The 17,899-nt window shown below is 70.6% G+C and carries 12 protein-coding genes and 3 pseudogenes; 10 read left to right on the forward strand and 5 right to left on the reverse strand.

Going from position 1 to position 17,899, the window contains the following annotated elements:
* Positions 1-73 precede the first annotated feature (73 nt).
* Entirely contained in the window at positions 74-2,578 is a 2,505-nt protein-coding gene (locus ABZ624_RS39400; protein WP_360099816.1) for a Helicase associated domain protein, read from the reverse strand.
* A gap of 141 nt (positions 2,579-2,719) precedes the next feature.
* On the opposite strand from ABZ624_RS39400, the pseudogene ABZ624_RS39405 reads away from it, so the two are divergent.
* From ABZ624_RS39405 to ABZ624_RS39435, 7 genes and pseudogenes are all read left to right on the forward strand, one after another.
* A pseudogene (locus ABZ624_RS39405) lies at positions 2,720-4,970 on the forward strand (helix-turn-helix transcriptional regulator).
* A 12-nt stretch (positions 4,971-4,982) separates the two neighbouring features.
* On the forward strand, positions 4,983-5,540 hold the full coding sequence (locus ABZ624_RS39410) for an XRE family transcriptional regulator (protein WP_360099818.1): 558 nt from the start codon (positions 4,983-4,985) through the stop codon (positions 5,538-5,540).
* A 38-nt stretch (positions 5,541-5,578) separates the two neighbouring features.
* Entirely contained in the window at positions 5,579-6,997 is a 1,419-nt protein-coding gene (locus tag ABZ624_RS39415) for a DNA-binding protein (RefSeq protein ID WP_360099820.1), read from the forward strand.
* 108 nt (positions 6,998-7,105) lie between these two features.
* Positions 7,106-7,951, forward strand: coding sequence for a TnsA-like heteromeric transposase endonuclease subunit (locus ABZ624_RS39420; RefSeq protein ID WP_360099822.1), 846 nt, complete (start codon positions 7,106-7,108; stop codon positions 7,949-7,951).
* Positions 7,948-10,071, forward strand: a complete 2,124-nt coding sequence (locus tag ABZ624_RS39425) for a Mu transposase C-terminal domain-containing protein (RefSeq protein ID WP_360099824.1) — start codon at positions 7,948-7,950, stop codon at positions 10,069-10,071. The genes ABZ624_RS39420 and ABZ624_RS39425 overlap by 4 nt, the downstream gene beginning before the upstream one ends.
* Positions 10,072-10,154: 83 nt before the next feature.
* Positions 10,155-11,138 (forward strand): TniB family NTP-binding protein, encoded by a 984-nt coding sequence (locus tag ABZ624_RS39430; RefSeq protein ID WP_360099836.1) that lies wholly within the window; start codon positions 10,155-10,157, stop codon positions 11,136-11,138.
* A 7-nt stretch (positions 11,139-11,145) separates the two neighbouring features.
* Positions 11,146-11,784 carry a hypothetical protein gene (locus ABZ624_RS39435; protein WP_360099826.1) on the forward strand — a complete coding sequence of 213 codons (639 nt, stop codon included), beginning with the start codon at positions 11,146-11,148 and terminating at the stop codon, positions 11,782-11,784.
* Between the two features lie 263 nt (positions 11,785-12,047).
* On the opposite strand, the pseudogene ABZ624_RS39440 reads toward ABZ624_RS39435, so the two are convergent.
* Positions 12,048-12,145 (reverse strand): annotated as a pseudogene (locus ABZ624_RS39440) (GNAT family N-acetyltransferase); the annotation flags it as partial.
* Between the two features lie 598 nt (positions 12,146-12,743).
* On the reverse strand, positions 12,744-13,139 hold the full coding sequence (locus ABZ624_RS39445) for a helix-turn-helix domain-containing protein (protein WP_360099828.1): 396 nt from the start codon (positions 13,137-13,139) through the stop codon (positions 12,744-12,746).
* Between the two features lie 129 nt (positions 13,140-13,268).
* Between ABZ624_RS39445 and ABZ624_RS39450 the strand changes: the two genes are divergently transcribed.
* On the forward strand, positions 13,269-14,354 hold the full coding sequence (locus ABZ624_RS39450; RefSeq protein WP_360099830.1) for a Gfo/Idh/MocA family oxidoreductase: 1,086 nt from the start codon (positions 13,269-13,271) through the stop codon (positions 14,352-14,354).
* 931 nt (positions 14,355-15,285) lie between these two features.
* Here ABZ624_RS39450 and ABZ624_RS39455 read toward each other — a convergent pair.
* Together ABZ624_RS39455 and ABZ624_RS39460 are read right to left on the reverse strand one after the other, a co-directional pair.
* The gene (locus tag ABZ624_RS39455; RefSeq protein ID WP_360099832.1) at positions 15,286-15,459 is read right to left on the reverse strand and encodes a CsbD family protein; all 174 of its coding nucleotides are present in this window, start codon (positions 15,457-15,459) and stop codon (positions 15,286-15,288) included.
* A 793-nt stretch (positions 15,460-16,252) separates the two neighbouring features.
* The gene (locus tag ABZ624_RS39460) at positions 16,253-16,537 is read right to left on the reverse strand and encodes a hypothetical protein (RefSeq protein WP_360099834.1); all 285 of its coding nucleotides are present in this window, start codon (positions 16,535-16,537) and stop codon (positions 16,253-16,255) included.
* Between the two features lie 19 nt (positions 16,538-16,556).
* Between ABZ624_RS39460 and ABZ624_RS39465 the strand changes: the two are divergent.
* Together ABZ624_RS39465 and ABZ624_RS39470 are read left to right on the forward strand one after the other, a co-directional pair.
* A pseudogene (locus tag ABZ624_RS39465) lies at positions 16,557-16,895 on the forward strand (tyrosine-type recombinase/integrase); the annotation flags it as partial.
* An 89-nt stretch (positions 16,896-16,984) separates the two neighbouring features.
* A protein-coding gene (locus ABZ624_RS39470; protein ID WP_360099838.1) for an IS5 family transposase occupies positions 16,985-17,799 on the forward strand; the annotation gives its coding sequence in 2 pieces (ribosomal slippage) (positions 16,985-17,327 and positions 17,327-17,799; 816 coding nt in all).
* Positions 17,800-17,899: the final 100 nt, after the last annotated feature.

The following is a 17,899-nucleotide window of genomic DNA, read 5'->3' on the forward strand; positions in this document are numbered from 1 at the left end:
CGAGCGATTCGACCCCCATGCGCAGGATGTCCCGCAGAGGAACGTTCCTGCATGCCGCCCCTGACCTGGGCATTCACGGAACTGCGGCCAGAACCCTGAGAACGGACGCGTCTTGGTGGGCTCGAATGGCCGAGGGCGGGCGTCTACGCCAGGACGGCGGGGACACGGCGTCCTCGCTCGTCCAGTCCCCGTCAAACAAGGCGGCGACCAGGCGCGCGTCCGCTTCGGGGAGCTGGCGGGCGCGGTGCTTGGTGCGGGCCTTGGCGAGCCAGGCGCCGAGCTTGACGGTGTCGCCGTCGACGCGGATGGTCTCGCGGGCGGCGGGGGTGCGGCCTTCGCGGTGCAGGAAGAGTTCCAGGAGCTGGACGGTCTCGGCGAAGGTGCGGCGGCCGCGGCGTGCGGGGGTGAGGGGGTTGGTGTCGGGGGTGAGGTTGAGGGCGGTCATCAGCTGTTGCTGGCCGGGGGCGAGGGTGTGCCATGTGGTGAGCTGGCGGTGCAGCCAGGAGCCGATCTTCACGCCGGCGAGCTGGGTGTCGCGGGTGAGGGTGGCGGGGTCGGCGGCGGTGGCGAGGTGGGCGCGCAACAGGTGGTACTTGCGGTGCCAGTCCGCTCCGTGGGGCAGGCGCCAGTCGGCGGCGAGGGCGGTGAGGGCCTCCGCCCGGGCGGGGTGGAGCTCGTTCTTGGTGGCGAGGTGGCGTTGTTCGGCGAGCCAGGCGCCGACGGGGGTGGTGGCGGGAGCGGCGAGGTGACCGTGGGCGCGGTGGTAGTCACCGGCCGCGGCGAGGCGGGCGCGCCAGGCGGCGTCGTGCTTGTCCCAGATCATGCCCAGGGCGTCGAGTTCGGCAATCCAGTCGGGCTCGAGGCGGCCGGCTTTCGCGGCGTCGCGCATGGTGGTGATGAAGGTGCCCAGCCGGTGCCCGGTGGGGTCCACGTGGTCGGCGGGGACGTCGAGGTGGCCGTACTCATCGCGGTAGGAGCGGGCGGCGGCGAGGCCGAGGCGGCGGGAGCGGGAGACGGCCGGGTCGCGGGGGTCGAAGGAGATCAGGTCCATCGCCTGGGCGATGCGTTCGGGGTGGACGGTGAAGTCGAAGTGCCAGCGCCGTGCGATGACCTGGCTGGTCTCCTTGGGCAGGCGGTTGGCCTTGTCGGGGAGGCGTTCGAGGATGCGGTGGTCGTGGCTGGCCAGCGCGCAGGCGATCGCCCACACCGGTTCGTAGGCGGTGCCCAGGATGTTCTCGCCGTCGGCGCCAGGCGGGATGTAGACGGGGACGATCAGCGAGGCGGTCTTGCCGGAGACGTCCAGGCGCAGGGCGCGGCCGAGGGCCTGGACGCAGCGGATGACGCTGCGGGTGGGGTCGGCGAAGACGATCGCGTCCACGCTGGGGATGTCGACGCCTTCAGCGATCAATCGGGAGTTGGCGAGGATCGCGCAGTCGGCGGCGGCGAAGGCGGCGAAGATGTCGCCCCGTTGGGCGGGGGTGTGCTCGCCGTGGGCGAAGAACAGCTGTGGGGTGATGTCCGGGACGAGGCCGGGCTCGGTCCGGGCCAGCAGGCGCAAGGTGTGCGGGAGTTCGCGGGCGAAGCGGCGCGCGTCGGAGACCAGGTTGAAGTAGACCAGGACCTTCTTCAGGCCGTGCTCGGTCATGGTGCGCAGGACGGCCAGGTGCAGGGCGGTGGTGCGCAGCGCGCTGTCCGCCTTCTCGTCGATTTCGTCGCCTGGCGGTGTGATGCCGGGGGCGGGCCTGTTCAGGCGGCGGCGCAGGTCGGTGTCGGTGAGGGTGGGCACCACGATGCGGTAGTCCGCGGCCCGGCCGTCCGCCACGGCCGTTGCGAGGGGGTATTCGACGACCTTCTTGCCGTAGACGGCCTCGTTGTCCATGGAGGAGTTGGCGAACGCGTCCGTCTCCGGGCCCTGGGGGCGTCGGCGGCGTGGGCGGGTGGTGTCGGCGGACTCCGCCAGCTCGGGCGCGGCAAAGATCCGGGGCGTTGCGGTCATGTAGAGGCGGCGGTCGGCGTGGATGCGCTGGGCGTCGTTGACGATCGCCCACTTCTTGTCGGCCCGGCCGGCGATCCGGTGCGCTTCATCCATGACGGCCAGGTCGAACGGCGGGACGGTGTACCCCGTCTTCTGGGTTTCCTCGATCTTGCTCAGGGAGTCGTAGGTGCAGATCACCGTCAAGGCCGGGATCTGATCCTCGGCCTCCCCCACCACCGACATCAGCCCGCCCAGTGCATGCGGGTCGGTGGTCGACATGACGCGGGCGGCCACCAGATCGTCGCGGCCGGCCACGTCCAAGGAGGAGACGATCACCATGTGCTCGCCGTGGCCGTCCCGGCGCCAGGCCAGCGCCGTCTGCGCTGCCAGGTCCAGGGTGGGCACCACAAACAGCACCAGCCGCGCACCGAGTCCGTCCGCGACGCGGATGGACACCAGCGTCTTCCCGGTCCCCGTCGCCGACACGAACAGTCCCCGCGTCCCCGGGCGGCGCAGGTGCCGTACGAGCCGGGCCACCGCGTCCGCCTGGTCGGGAAAGAGCCGGGAGCGCTCGGGGCGGCCGGGGCGCGGCACCACAGTCATGCAGCTCTTCCTTAACTCCTGAAGCGGACGGTCGGAGGCCTTCACGGAAACTACCACCCGCACGCTATCCGCACGCAGAAAGTACGCGATAGGTACGCAATGGGTACGGTTCTCGGGTAGGATACGGGGTGGAGGTGTCTCATGTCCGAGTTGTTCGATGCCGTGGACGCGCTGGTCGCGTCCCGGTCCCCGCTGCCGCCGCCGGCGGAGCGCAGGCGATTGCGCCAGGCTCACGCGCTCACCCTGGACGAGGTGGCCGCCGCGCTGCATGTGCGGCGGGCGACCGTCGGCGGCTGGGAGTCGGGCAAGACCGAGCCGCGGCCGCCGGAGCGGGAGGCGTACGCACGCCTGCTGGAGCAGCTCGCCGAGCTCTACCCCGCCGCCGAGAGCACCGGTGTCCCGCAGGAGGACACCGCTGTGCCGCCGCCCGCTGCGGAGCAGGCCGCGGCCGCGGCGCCGTCGACGCCCATGCCGAGCCCTGCCACGCCGTCGAGGGGCGGGGCACCGGACGCTGCGGCCACGGCCGGGCCAGAGGAAGAGGAGTCTCCTTCCGCTCCCCCGGCGGCCGTTCGGGCACCGGCCGCTGTGGCGCATCCGCGGGCCGAGCGGGCGTCGCACGGCTCGCGTCGTCCGGGTGCGAAGAAGGCCTCCCCGGCGAACACGCCCGCGCCCGGCGGCGCATACGCGCATGGCCCGTTGCTCGTCCTCGACGCCGACGCCGACCGGAATGTGACCGGCTACGGCGTCGGCGGCCTGATCCTGGACGTACCCGCCAAGTCCCTGCCCGCCCTGATCGAATGGACGCTCACCGACGCGCAGCTCGGGGCGGAGCGGCTGCACGGTTCGGGCAAGGACGCCGACCCGCTGCTGGTGCTCACCGAGGCCGCGTGCGAACGGTACGGCCTGCCCGCCGCGCTGTCGCACGAGGAGCGGCTCGCCGGGCGGCTGGCGGAGGGGCACAAGGTCATCAAGCAGCTTCAGCGGGCCGACTGGCAGCTCACCAAGCGGGGCCTGGGGCCGTGGGCGCGGATATACCGCCCCGCCCACGGCGGGCGGCGGCAGTGCGTGCAGCTGTGCATCCCCTCCTGGAACGCCCTCGACGACCGCGCCTGGGGGCATGCCGCCCAGCTTCAGCCGGCGGAACTGGCCCGGGTGCTGGGCGTGTACGCGACCCAGGTGATGACCCCGGTGGGTTCCACCGCGGTGACGGGACTGCATCTGATGACCGCGCTCAACCCGCCCACCCGCGCCAGCGCACCGGACACCGACGGCCGGCGGCACCGCGAGCACCGGCCCGGGTCACTGGGAACCGAACCGATGGACCCGGCGCCCTGCGAGGCGACCGACGGACATCCCGTCCGTACGCGGCCCCGACGAGAAGCTGTTCGAAGAGGCCTACGACTGGGCACGGGATCTCAGTGACGCCGAGTGCATGAAGCGCTACCTGGTCGGCCTCGACGTGAACCTGTCGTTCGCCGCAGGCGCCAACGGTGCCGTCGTCGGTCTGGCCACGTCGCCGGTGCACGTCACCCGGCCCGCGTTCGATGCGGCGCTGCCCGGCTCCTGGCTGGTCGACCTCTCCCACGTCGATCCGTCCCGGGTGAAGGTGGGCAAGCAGTGGCGGGACCTCGACGGGGACCTGCTGCCCAGCCCGTTCACGCCGACCGGCCAGCACCCGACGGGTCCGGCCTGGTACGCCACCTCGACGGTCGCCTACGCCGTCGAACTCGGCTACGACGTCTCCCCAGTGGAGGCGTGGGTGCGCCCGGAGCACGGCCGGTTCCTGGACGGCTGGTACAAGCGGCTGCGCGACGCCTACGTCGCGACCATGTCGGATCTCGGGGTGGGCGAGAAGCTGTCCCCGGCCGAGTTCCTGGAGGCGATGGACGGCTACAAGAGCCGTGATCCGGAGCTGGGCATCGTCGTGGACGCGGTCAAGATGACCGTCAAGGGCGGCATCGGCAAGCTGCGGGAGAAGGCGCGCGGCGGCGGCTGGAAGCCGGGACAGGCCTGGCCCGCCCTCGCCCGGCCCACATGGCGGCCCGACATCCGCGCCGCCGTGATCTCCCGGGCGCGGATCAACATGCACCGCAAGATGCTGCATCTGGCCGCGGCCACCGGGCAGTATCCGGTCGCGGTCCTGTCCGACTGCGCCGTCTACGCCGCCGACGGGCCCAGCCCGCTCGACGTCCTGCCCTACGACCCCGATGGCAAGACCGTGCCCGGCAGCTTCCGGCTCGGCGTCTCGCCCGGGATGGTCAAGCACGAGGGCACCCAGAGCCTGCTGTGGGGCGCCAACGTGCTCGAGCAGCTCGCCGGTGACGGCCACGTCGCCAACCTCGCCCGGTACATCAAGACCGGCGAGGTCACCGCCAAGGACACCGGAGAGTAGGGGTATCGCGGCATGGTCACGGTCGGGGAAGGGCTCGACAAGGCGGTGCAGGGGGCGTTCACCCGCCCCCTGCCCAAGTCCGCCGGGACGCAGATGCGTTACCTGGTCCGGCAGCACCAGCGCAGTACCCGGCGGGTGGCCGAGCTGCTCGGCGTCAGCCAGCGCACCGTCGAGCGGTACGTGAAGAACCAGATCAAAACCCCCCGCCCGGAGCTCGCTGACCGGCTCGAACGCGAGGTCCGCGCCCGCTGGCAGCCGCAGGTCAGGGCCAGGGCGAAGCAGGCTGCGGCCACCACCGGCGGCATCATGATCGATGTCCAGGCCCGTTTCGGCTACACCGCCGCCCCCGGCAGCACCGACGACGCCCGCGTGCGTCACCTCACCCTCGCCCTGCCCCCACGGCACGCTGCCCGCCTCTTCGAAGCCCAGGAGGCCGGCGTCGACGAGGACGACCTCCGCCAGATCGCCGCCGAGGCCCTGGGCGAGGTCTACTTCCGCGACAGCGGCCGCCGCGCCCACGGCCTCGAAGTGGAGCTCACCGACCTGATCGACCTTGAGTTCGAGCTGTAGCCGGTGGGCCCCGGACGGGACAGGAAGCAGGAAAGGGCATGGGAGGGGGAGTTGTGGCTGCAGGGGCGTTAGGGACCGTGCCGCTGGCCGGGGAGCTGACCTCGTCACTGATCAGCCGGATCGCGGATCGCTACGGGCTGACGGCCGCCGGTGTGCTGCGGCAGTGGACGTGCCGCAACTCCCCCGCCCGGCTGGACGGCGGCGGTGTACGGGCCGACGCGGAAATCGTGCTCAACGAAGCCGGGCGGCGCGTGCTCGCCGAGCTGTGCGGGGCCGGGCCGACGGTCCTGGCGCGCGCTCTGCCCGCCTTCACCGTGGATGATCCCAAGATCAGCAAGGGCCGGGAGGCCGGCCTGGCGCAGGCGCGGTGGCGTTCAGCAGGCGCAGTGGCGGGAGAAGCGGCGTTCGCCTGCCGGCTGTGCACCGCGCGGCGCACCGGGCAGGCGGTGCGGGCGGTGCGGTATCTGCCGCGCTGGGAGCGGGTGTGTGTCCGGCACGGGCGGTGGCTGCTGGACGCGGACGCCGACCAGCCGCTGGAACACCTCGATCTGCGCGGTGTCCCGGAGGTGGCTGCGGCACAGCGGCGGTGGAGCCGGGTGGCGCGCCGTGCGGGGCGGGCCGGGGCGGAGGGCGCGGAGGTGTTCGCCCTGGCGCACGCGGTCGTGGCCCGGTGGTGGGATGAGGCCCTGCACTGGGAGCGGGAGGAGATCTGGCCGCAGCGCCTGCACCAGGTTGCGGGCGGCAACGCGGGAACGGATCTTGAGCGGTGGCGGATCGTGGGACGGGACGCGGTCGTCTTCCCGGAGGTGGTGGCCGTGGCCGACGCGCTGCTGGACCCGGCCATGGCCGAGCTGGTGTGGACGGACAGCGGCGCCGGGCGGCCGCGGCCGCTGCCCGCCGACGGCGCGTTCTGCCGCCGGCTCGGCGAGCGGGTGGGACGCGCCTGGCTGGGGCCGCTGTCCGCAGTGGACTACGGCGGGCCGCTGATCGCCTGGATGGGCGCGGTCATCCGCCGGCGCCGCGGCGAAGGCGGACCGCCCGGGTACGACAACAACCCGTGGTGGGTCCGCCAGGAGCACCAGCCCGCGACCATGGCCGCCCAGCTGCGGGTGCTGGGCAAGGAGCGCACATCGCCCGGCTCCGGCACCACCTGGCGCGCGGCGGTACCGGCCGAGCAGCGTGCGCTGATCACCGGTCTGGTCAACGGCGCGCAGGAGCAGCTGACCCAGCTGCGCGGCGCCCAGCAGGGCAAGGCCGTTGATGCCGCGCGGCAGTTGCTGGGCAGCCTCGGCCATGCCGCCACGCTGATCGACCAGGCCGTGCGGGAGACCGCGGCGGGGGCACTGCAGGCCGGGGTGGCTCTGGAGGATCTGGCGCAGTGGGCCCGGCTGCCTGCCGATGTCCTGGCTAAGGCGCTCGCGGACGACCGCAACGGGCGTCCCGGGGATGAGGGCTGAGCGCGGGCCACCGCGGTCGCGGGGCGTGCCGACAGGGGATAGTGCATCGCCGGGCACAGTGTGATCAGAATCTGCAAAGCTGCCCGTCACCAGGCCCGGCGGGCTTGGATGATGCATGTGAGTGGCAAGGGCGCAGCGGCCGCAGCAAGCGGCCGGTCACGGCAGACACGGGCGGATGCTGAATACGGGTGGGAGGCGGTCTTCGCCGATCCTCTCGGGCAGGTGGTGCAGCAGCGGTGGGCGGACGCGGCTCTCGCGGTGGCGTTCGAGGAGCTGGAGCCGGTGTCGGCGTTCCCGGTGGTGCCGGGGCAGCGGTGGGGGCCGGGCCAGTGGTGGTCGGCCACGACCGGCCGGCATGTGGCCTGCGGATCAGCCGCGATGCGGGCGCAGTTGATGGTGCTGGACCGCGACCCTGAGGTGGTCGGCCTGGCCGGGCGGCCGGTCCGGCTGCTGTGGCGGGACGGGCGCGGCAAGGTGTATTCGTGGGTGCCCCAGCTCTTCGCCCGCTACAGCAACGGCACGGCCCTGCTGGCCGACTGCCCCAGCCGCCCGGAGGCCGGCGGCGAACGGGCTCGGCGGGCTGTGCCGGTCCTCGAGGCGGCGTGCGCACAGGCCGGCTTTAGCTACCGGCGTCTTGAGCCGCTGCAGAAGGTGGAGGCGGCGAACCTGAAGTGGCTGGCCGGCTACCGTCACCCCCGCAACCAGGGCCGTCCCGGCCTCGCGGCCGCCGTGCGCGAGGCGTTTTCGCGGCCCCGGCCGCTGATCGAGGGCACCGAAGCGGTCGGCGACCCGCTCGAAGTCCTCCCCGCTGTCTTCCACGCCCTGTGGCACGGACACCTCACTGCGCCTGTGGATGTCCCGCTCAACGCACATGTTCTCGTCAGCCCCGCCACCGGCGGTGCGGACGGCCGCCGCGACAGCACCGGTGGCCCCGGCAGCGGGGGCAGGCAGTGAGCGCGCGGCGTGGCGGGCGTCCGGTGCTGCAGGTCGGAGCGCATGTCCGCTTCCGAGAGAGCACGTGGCAGGTCATCGCTCTGGCAGGGCAGCAGATCCACCTGGCCGGTGAGACGGGAGCAGAGGAGACTGTCCTGGCCGGGCATCTGTTCGCCGATGCGTCCTTCGCCCTCGTGGGGGCCGAGATGCCCCAGGCTGTGACCCAGTGGGGGCTGTTCGAGACCGCGCCCGAGAGCGCGCGCCGAAAAGCACTGGCCTGGCAGCGGCACATCCGCGAGGTGGAGTCCGGCCTGCCCGGCGAGCCCGGCACCGGCGGGGTGCCGCGGGCGGAGTACGACCCCGGCCGGTTCACGCTCGCCCAGCGTGAGGAGGCCAAGGCCGCGGAGCTGACCGCGATCGGGTTCGGACAGGTCTCGCGCACCACCGTGCAGCGCATGCGCCTGGCCTACCGCAAACAGGGGCTGTGGGGCCTGGTCGACCACCGCACCACCCGCCGCGCCAGCCCCACCGGGCGCACCGACGAACGCGTCATCACCGCGATCGAGGAAGCCCTGCGCCGCCAGCGCGGCCGCTCCAAGGGCACCATCAAGGGCCTGAAGCCCCTGGTCACGCAGATCCTGGACGACCAATACGGGCGCGGCACGGTGCCCATACCGTCCCAGGCCACCTTCTACCGGCTCGTCCACCAGCTCGCCGGCCCCGCCGAACACCCCCACCGCCCCGCCCGCACGCTGCCCTCCCCCACCGGCGGGCGGGCTTTCACTCCGACCGTGGCGCTGCGCCCGGGCGAGCAGGTCCAGGTCGACACCACCCGCCTGGACGTCCTGACCGTCTTCGACGACGGCACCACCGGCCGGCCCGAACTCACGATCGCCGTAGATGTCGCCACCCGCGCCATCCTCGCCGCCGTCCTGCGCCCGGCCGGCACCAAGGCCGTGGATGCGGCCCTGCTGCTGGCGGAGATGGCCGTCCCTCACCCGGCCCGCCCCACCTGGCCCGACGCCCTGCGCCTGGCCCACGCCCAACTCCCTCAGCTGCAGCGGCTGCTGACCGTGGACGAACGGCTTAAGGGCGCGGCGGCCCGGCCGGTGGTGGTACCCGAGACGATCGTCGTGGACCGGGGCAAGGTCTACCTGTCCGCGGCGTTCACCGCCGCCTGCGAAACCCTCGGCATCAGCGTCCAGCCCACGCCGCCCCATGCCCCCGCCGCCAAAGGCATCGTGGAGCGCACCTTCGGCACTATCAACGCGCTGCTGTGCCAGCATCTGCCCGGCTACACCGGCTCCGACGTCACCCGCCGCGGGCCGGACGCCGAAACCGAGGCCTGCTTCAGCGTCGCCCAACTGCAGGACCTGCTCGACGAATGGCTCGTCCACTACCACCACCGCCCCCACGAGGGTCTGCGCCACCCCACCCTGCCCAAGAAAGCGCTCACCCCCAACCAGATGTGGGCCGCCCTCATCGCCGTGGCCGGCCACGTAACCCTCCCCCTGAACGGCAACGACTACCTCGAACTGCTGCCGGTGCGCTGGCAGGCCATCACCGAACGCGGCATCCGCATCGAGCACCGCACCTACGACGCGGACATCCTGGCCCCCTACCGCGGCCAGCCCTCACCCGTCACCTCCCGCGGCGGCAAATGGGAGATCCACACCAACCCCCACGACGCCCGCCAGGTCTGGATCCGCCTGCCCGACGGACACCTGGCAGAGATCCCGTGGATCCACCGCGACCACATCCACCAGCCGTTCAACAGCGCTACCTGGCAGCACATCAAGACCATCACCGCCCGCCACGGCGACCGCGACACCCACGAAGCCGACCTCGCCGACGCCCTCGACCAGCTCATGCGCCGCGCCCACACCGGCACCGCCACCCCCGGCGAGCAACGCCTGATCACCCGCACCGCACCACTGAAAACACCCCCGCCCACGACCAGCACCCGCCCTCCGGACCCGCAGGCCGACGGCTGGGACGCCGACAGCCTCGACGATCTCGACGACCTGCCCGACGACGCAGAGCAGGCCGACGGCGACGACGAACCCGGCGACGACCACGCCCCCGTCCCGTACACCGGACTTGGCCTCTACGACCCCGCCCAGGAAGCCCTCAACTGGTGACCAGCCCCGCACATGGCCAGCACGCCACCGCCGACACCCAGGTACCGCTGCCCGGCCCGCACACAGCACAGCCGGACTGGCCGATCACCACCTGGCAGGGCTGGCAGCACTTCGCCACCAGCCCGCCCCTCACCCCGCCCCAGGCCGGCGATGCGCCCCGCAGCACGGAAGAACGCCTCGCCTACCACTCCGCGTTCGTCACCGTCCGCACCCCCGCCATCGACACCCTCGCCACCCAGGTCCGCACCCTGATGCTGCTCGGCCGCCACCAGCAGACCACCGCCCGGCCCTCGCTGATCGTCACCGGTCCCGCCGCGGCCGGGAAAACCACCGCCCTCCTCGAAGTCGGGCGCACCTGCCACCTCGCCCACACCCGCACACACCCCGCCCCGCCCGGACGCACACACCAGCAGGTGCCGGTCGCGTACCTGCTGGTGCCGCCCGGCGCCACCGCCAAGACCCTCGCCACAGAATTCGCCCGCTACCTCGGCATCCCCGTCACCACCCGCATGACCCAAGCCCAGATCACCAGCGCCGTCTGCCACACCTACACCGCCGCCGGCGTCCGCCTGGTCCTCATCGACGAAATCCACCGCCTCAACCCCCGCACCACCACCGGCGCCGAAGCCGCCGATCTCCTCAAAGACCTCACCGAACGCATCAAAGCGACCTTCGTCTACAGCGGCATCGACGTCGCCGCCACACCTCTGTTCGCCGGAGTCCGCGGTGCCCAACTCGCCGGCCGCGCCAGCCTCATCACCTGCGGCCCCCTCCCCGCTCGCCACGGCGCCCGCCGGCCTTTCACCGACCTGGTCACCGACATGGAAGCCGCCCTTGACCTGACCCAGCACACACCCGGCACGCTCCCCCGCCACGCCTCCTACCTCCACCAGCGCACCGCCGACCGCATCGGCAGCCTCGCCCGCCTCATCCGCCAAGCCGCCATCACCGCCATCTGCGACGGCACCGAACGCATCACCAAAAAATCACTCGAAGCCATCCAGCTCGACCACCTCGCCGAAGAACACAGCCGCCCCCGAACCCGCCAACCCGCCAGAACGGCATGATGCGGACATGAAGACGACCACCGAGACGCCGGGCGGCGAAGAGTTCGCTGCCCTCTGCCGGCATGCCTGGGACACCCTGATCCCCGCCCGCGCCAGCTACCTCACCGACGTCTCACCCCACTACGACGAGGTCCTCCACGACGTCGCGCAGCGCACCGAGCACGCCGGCAGCCTCGGCAAGACCGACATCGCAGCCCTCGTCGTCTGGAAACGGCTCTCCGCACAAACCCGCTGGGTGACAGCACTCATGTCCTTGCCCGACACCCACGTACGAGCCATCACCGAGCGAGCCGTCACCGCCGTCCGCGACTCCACGATCCCGCGCAACGAGGCCGCCCGCACCGGACGCGGCATCATCGCCGAACTGCCCGGCTTCCGCTCCGGAGACGCCCTCGCCTCAGCCGTCCTCACCGCAGCAGCACCGCACCGAATGGCCGTCTACGACCGCCGCGTCCAACACGCCCTCGACACCCTCGGCCTCACCCTCACCCCCACACCGGGACGCTACGGCCGCTACATGCAACTCCTCGATGACCTCCTCGAGCACGGCGGAGCACCAGCCGACGGCTGGACCGCACGCGACATCGACACCGCCCTGTACTGGACCGGCGGCAGCGGCGACCCGCCCCACCCGGCAGCACCGTAAGCCCGCCCACACCAGCACGACCCGGCTGCCCCGACCGGCCAGCAAGCCGCTGACCAGCACAAACCCGCACCAGTCCTTTAGATGCCAGGCATTATCACCAACACCACACCACCCTTATCAACAAACTCCGAACACCCGCAGACCAGACGCCCAGTCATCACCGCCTCCAACGCCCCGCAAGCGCCGGATTCTTTATCGGAAAATCCCCAACACCCCAGCTCATGCCACACCCGCCACACCAACTACAAACTCCGGAATCACAGCATGACCTGCGGGTCCGCATTGATGTCCGCCATCGGCGGAAGGTCGTCGTCACGCCAGCGACGGAGAGAAGGAGGCGGGGGGTACGGATCTCGGTCATGGTGCCCATCCCGCCGAAGGCAAGAGCCTCATCAGTAAGTAGCGCTTGCCCATGTTGCCGCTCCGGGACCGCAAGGCATCAGGCTGCCTGCACCGCGCGCCGTCACGGGCGAAACTTGGGGCCGTTGGCCGAGGGAGATGACGTGCCGCTGCGGCAGCGCGATCGAGAGGTGAGACCGATTCGAGCTCAGCCTGCCGCGGCACCGGGATTGTTCCTGGCATCGCGGCCCGAGCCCTGAATCCCCCCACCAGGTGCTGGGTCGGGTTTTTCCTCAGAGTTGCTCAACTTGATGCCCTGGGCGGACCCACGCTGACTGCGGTCGGGCGCCACAGGGAAAGGTCCGCCGATAGCCAGCCGGCACCAGGGGCGCGGTGGCCGCGGTCCAGGCTGCACGCAGCGCATCGCATGAGCGACGCGGAAGGCACCCTGACGGGGCGTCCTCCCGCGCGAGGGGCCTGTCAGCCACCTGAGACCATCCGGCCCCCTTCATGGGCCCCCTGTTTAACGGCCTCCCCGGATCCAGCCGGCCCGTGCTCCGGGCATGCTGATCGCGTCGCGGTCGATCAACGCCGTGGATGGGACTCGACCGCGTCTGGCGTCAGGCCGTGGCGTGCGTTCGCTGGTCGTAGTCCGCCCGGGCGGCACGGATGACGTCCACGTGCTGGTCGGTCCAGCGGGCGAGGGCCTTCACGACGTCGAGCAGGGTGCGACCGGTCTCGGTGAGGGCGTACTCGACGCGGGGCGGCACGGTGGGGTGGACGGTACGGGTGACGATGCCGTCACGTTCCAGAGCGCGCAGGGTGGAACTGAGCATGCGCTGGGTGATTCCGTCGCTGGCCCGGCGCAGCTCGTTGAAACGATGAGGCTCCTTCCCGAGGCGGCAGATGACGATGACCGACCACTTGTCGCCGATGCGGTCGAGGATGTCGCGCACGAAGGCCGCCCGCTCCTGGGGCGTGTGCCAGTGCGCCGACTCGTCCACGGTGGCTGCCATCGGTTCCTCCGGTGATACCAGGGCACTTCGAGCTGCCTTCTTGCCGGCTTCGGCGGCCGGTCCAATGATCGTAGTACTGGTATTCATCAGATACCAGGATGCATGTCAGATACCAGGAAGGGAGCTGCCGTGAAGGAGATCGGAGTGGGGGTCATCGGCGCCAGTCCGACCACGCCGAGCTGGGCGGTCAGCGCGCACATCCCCGCGTTGCGGGCCCTGCCCGGCTATCGGCTGCGGGCCGTGGCCACCAGTCGGCGCTCCTCGGCGGACGCCGCCGCGGCGGCCTGGGGCGTCGACGCCTTCGACGATGCCCGGGCACTGATCGACCACCCGGACGTCGACCTCGTAGTGGTGGCGGTGAAGGTCCCCCAGCACCACGACCTCGCGGCGCAGGCGCTCGCCGCAGGAAAGATGGTCTACAGCGAATGGCCGCTCGGCGTGAACGTCGAAGAGGCCACCCACCTCGCCGAGCTGGCCGCCGCAGCCGGCGTGCGGACCGCCATCGGATTGCAGGCCAGATTCGCCCCGGCCGTACGGCGCCTGCGTGAACTGGTCACCGAGGGTTACGCCGGGCGGGTGCTGGCGACCAACCTGACCGGGTCCGCCATGGGCTGGGACGCCGTGACCAGCCGGAAGTACGCCTTCCTGTTCGACGTCGCCAACGGCGTCACCACGCTGTCGGTGTCCACCGCGCACGCCCTGGACGCGCTCACCTACGTCCTGGGCGACATCGACCGCGTCACCGCAACCCTCGCCGTCGGACGCCGCGAGGTCCTGATCGCCGAGGAGAACACCACCGTGCCGGTCACCGCACCCGACCAGGTCGCGGTGACCGCGGCCCTGCGTTCGGGCGCCGTCGCGTCCGTCTTCTACCGCGGCGGCCGGTCCCGCGCGGGCGGCCTGCGCTGGGAGATCAACGGCACCTCCGATGACCTCCTGCTGACCAGCGCATCCGCTGACGGCAACATCCAGAGCACCGAGTTGACCCTCGCCGGCGGCAACGGGACCGCGACCGAGGTCAGCCCCCTAGCGGTGCCCATGTACCTGGACGCCGACCTGGCCGCCGTACCCCCCGGACCACCACGCAACGTCGCCGCCGTGTACACGGCGTTTGCCAAAGACCTCGCCGAGGGCACCCAGGAGGTTCCCGATTTCGCTCACGCACTGCGCATCCACCGGCTCATCGCCGACGTCGAAGCCGCCGCCCGCCGCTGAGCGCCGCCGAAGAAGGGCACAGCTCGACCTTGGCCGCATTTCAACGAGCCCTATCATCGCTGACCAGGTCAAGCCCACCACCAAGACGTGGCAGGAGTCGCCCGACCCGGATCGCGACGCCAAGCTCGACCGCATTGAGCAAGTGCTTGTCGAGTTGTGCCTGGACGAACTCCGCGACGGCTGTATTGGCGTGACCGGTGTCGGCGAGCAGCCAGGCCAGGGTGGGCGGAGGGGCTCATACGCCTGGTGGTGCTCCATGTACCCAGCTCGTCTTCCATGTGATGCTCGGCCATCAGCCAGCCCCAGGCCGCTCAAGTGCATACATCGCCTCCGCCTCGTGACGGCGGGCGGTGAGGATCTCACCGAGGGTCCGCGAGGCCGGGAAGTCCCGGGCTTTGGCGCGGTCCCACAGTTCTTCCATCCGGTCGTTGGCCACGAGGAAGCGTGCCAGCCGGTAAGCGGCCGGTCGGTTGCAGTATCAGGCCCAGTACGTAGGAGGCATGCCTGTCACCGGCTTTCCTCAGGCGACGGAACAGCGGGATGCGGCAGGGCTGCATCTCGATGTCAGCGGCATACGCGATCCGGCGGAAGCAAGCGGCCGAGTGCGAGGCCCGCGAGCGTGAGTACAAGGAGCACCGACTGGGGCGCCCCACGCGACAGCCCCCGCACCTGTGCGACGACTGGCTCATCGACGCACTCGGGCGCGCAGCGGACGGCATAAGAAGAGCGCCGCCTGACAGGAACACCCCGCCGCATGACCGGCCCTGGCTCGTGCGCGCGATCCGGTGACCCGACGTGCATGCGGCGCTCGATCACCCAGGCGAGAGCGGGGCGAGTATCCGAAGGTCGGTCCCGCGACGGCTTCGGCGTAGGAAGGGCCTTCACCCCCTGGCCGGGGGTGAAGGCCTAACACTCATGAGCGTGCCAAAGGTCAGCGCTTGAACATGTCCTTGATTTTCTCCTTGGCCTGGCGTGCATCGCCCTTGGACTTTTCCGCCTGGCCCTCGACGACCATCGGGTCATCGACGGCGGCTCGTCCCGTGGCCCTCTTGAGCTTCCCCTTGGCCTGCTCGACCTTGGCCCTGGCCTTCTCACCAGCCGACATGGCAGACGCGCCTCCTGCCGTGATTATCGATCCATCCGGTTTCGGCAGATAAGCGCTATATGCCCGGAACTTACCCTCATAAACAGGTGCCAAGGCAGGGGCACAGCGCGACCGCACCCATCACGCCCGGCACAACTCCGATGCTCAGAATCGACCCCAACGGCCGACCGGGAAGCCGGCCGGACACCGGGTCCGGGCGCTGCCTGAAGGCCCGCCGGGCCCGCCAGCCCCCAAGGCTCGCCTCCGGATCCTCGCCCGTAACGGTGGTGCGACGTTCTCGCATGTCAAATGGGTCGCGAGTCGCAATCGACCCCCTTCACGGCCAACGGGAATGCACGGTGGGTCAACAATCGCGCTCAAAGACCACGCAGCGCGCTCAATCACAGGCAGTCAGTCACAGGTCGTGATTGGCGCGCCGCACTCGCGTGTTCGATTCCCTGTTCGATAGTGTCGGGAGTAGGAGTTCACACCGGTGGACAACGCAAAGACGCAGGTCGTACAGCCGACGGTGATGCACGTGCGCTGCCCGGACCAACTGCCGGGGGAGCTGTACCGAAAGATGCTCGAGCTCCTGGCCGTCTGTCCCCGACCGTCCAGGCACTGCCGCCGACAGCGGTGCACGGCCGGAGCGAACAAGGGCGAGCCGCTCGGGCAGATCCAGCGCCGTGCCGCCATTACCGGGCTGGAGCAGCAGTACCGGTTCGTGTTCGAGGAGCGCGACCAGGCCGCTGAAGACCTGGCCGGGGACCGCTGGCAGCGGCTGGGGCCGCAACACGCACGCCGTGCTGTTCCGCTACGGCGACAAACCCACCGGTCCGAAGGCGCCGCCGCCCGATGCCGTCCTCAGTGATGCGGTGATCAGCCGGATCGCCGAGAACACGGTCTGCTTGCCCAGCCCAAGGTCGAGGGCGGATTCGCCGACGAGCAAATGGTCCGCATCATTGGCCTGCTCATCAAGACCGGCAGACGGATCATCGAAATCGCCCTGCTGGACTTCGATCCGATCCTCGCAGCGCCCTTCCCCCGACCCGGACGGTCGCGTCGCACGGCTGCGATACCAGCAGACGAAGATCTTCACTGAGGACAGCACCATTCCCATCGACCAGGAGACCCTCGACCTGGTCCGCCGTCAGCAGGAGTACGCCCGCACCTTCATGACCGGGCAGAATCGGCCCGGTGTCGACCCCAAGTACCTGTTCCTGGCCGAGTGGAACAACCGCAACGGAGACCGCCCCTACCCGTCGACGACGGCCCGCCCTCGCCTGACGGACTTCGCCGCCGCCATCGACCTGCGCGACGACCAGGACCACCTGATCAAGATCTCCAGGACCCACACCTTCCGGCACACCAAGGCCACCAGCCTGCTCAACGCCGGCATCCCGCTGCGCGTGGCCCTGCGCTACATGGGACACAAGACCCCAGCGATGTTCCTGCACTATGCCCGCACCCTGTCCGCCACCGCCGAACAGGAATTCCTGCGCTCTAAGACCGTGTCCTACATGGTCAGTTGGTCGTTGGGCTGGCCATGGGCAGTGGGCGGTGGGGATGGATCGTGCCGGATGGGCTGTGGGAGATCGCCAGGCCACTGTTGCCGTCGGCGCGGGTGCGTCGGCAGGGCGGTGGAATCGCAAACATCGATGACGAGGCGGTGTTCGCTGCGATCATCTATGTACTGGTCAGCGGCTGTGCCTGGCGGGCCTTGCCGCCCTGTTTCGAGGCGTCGAAGTCGACCGTGCACCGCCGGTTCCTCATCTGGTCCCGGGCTGGTGTGTGGGGACGGCTACACCAGAAGGTGCTGCAGCTCCTGGACGGCCAGAACCTGGTCGATCTGTCGCGCGTGATCCTCGACTCCGCCCATGTCCGCGCTAAAAAGGGGGCGAACTTGCAGGTCCGAGCCCTGTGGACCGGGGTAAGCCCGGTTCCAAGATGCACGTCCTGTCCGACGCGAACGGACTGCCCCTACGGGTCGGACTCTCCGCGGCCAACACCCACGACAGCCTCGCCCTGAAGCCGATGCTGTCCCACTTCCACATGAGACACGAATCCCACGCGACCGACTCCAAGCCCGTGCGGCTTCACGCGGACAAGGCATACGACGTACCTCACCTGCGGCGATGGCTTTGGGGCAAGCGCATCGGTGTCCGGATCGCCCGCAAAGGCATCGACTCCAGCGAACGACTCGGCCGCCGACGGTGGGTCATCGAACGCACTATGTCGTGGCTGACCGGATACCGGCGCCTCCACCACCGCTACGAACGGAAACCAGGCAACTACCTGGCCTTTCTCGGACTGGCAGCTGCTCTCTGCTGCTACAAGCGACTCCTCAAACTGGCCATGTAGGACACGGAGCCTTTTCAACGGTGAGCCTCCAGGGTGAGGATGGCCTTTGTGGTTGACGTGAGTGCGTTCGGGCTGAGTCTGGCCTTGCGGAGGATCCGCC

Source organism: Streptomyces sp. NPDC007205 (assembly GCF_040634095.1).
Lineage (GTDB): Bacteria > Actinomycetota > Actinomycetes > Streptomycetales > Streptomycetaceae > Streptomyces.

Excerpts from the sequence above, each read along its gene's own strand:
- ABZ624_RS39400 (WP_360099816.1), bottom strand. The coding sequence starts at position 2,578 with ATGACTGTGGTGCCGCGCCCCGGCCGCCCCGAGCGCTCCCGGCTCTTT.
- ABZ624_RS39410 (WP_360099818.1), top strand. The coding sequence starts at position 4,983 with ATGGTCACGGTCGGGGAAGGGCTCGACAAGGCGGTGCAGGGGGCGTTC.
- ABZ624_RS39415 (WP_360099820.1), top strand. The coding sequence starts at position 5,579 with ATGGGAGGGGGAGTTGTGGCTGCAGGGGCGTTAGGGACCGTGCCGCTG.
- ABZ624_RS39420 (WP_360099822.1), top strand. The coding sequence starts at position 7,106 with ATGATGCATGTGAGTGGCAAGGGCGCAGCGGCCGCAGCAAGCGGCCGG.
- ABZ624_RS39435 (WP_360099826.1), top strand. The coding sequence starts at position 11,146 with ATGAAGACGACCACCGAGACGCCGGGCGGCGAAGAGTTCGCTGCCCTC.
- ABZ624_RS39445 (WP_360099828.1), bottom strand. The coding sequence starts at position 13,139 with ATGGCAGCCACCGTGGACGAGTCGGCGCACTGGCACACGCCCCAGGAG.
- ABZ624_RS39455 (WP_360099832.1), bottom strand. The coding sequence starts at position 15,459 with ATGTCGGCTGGTGAGAAGGCCAGGGCCAAGGTCGAGCAGGCCAAGGGG.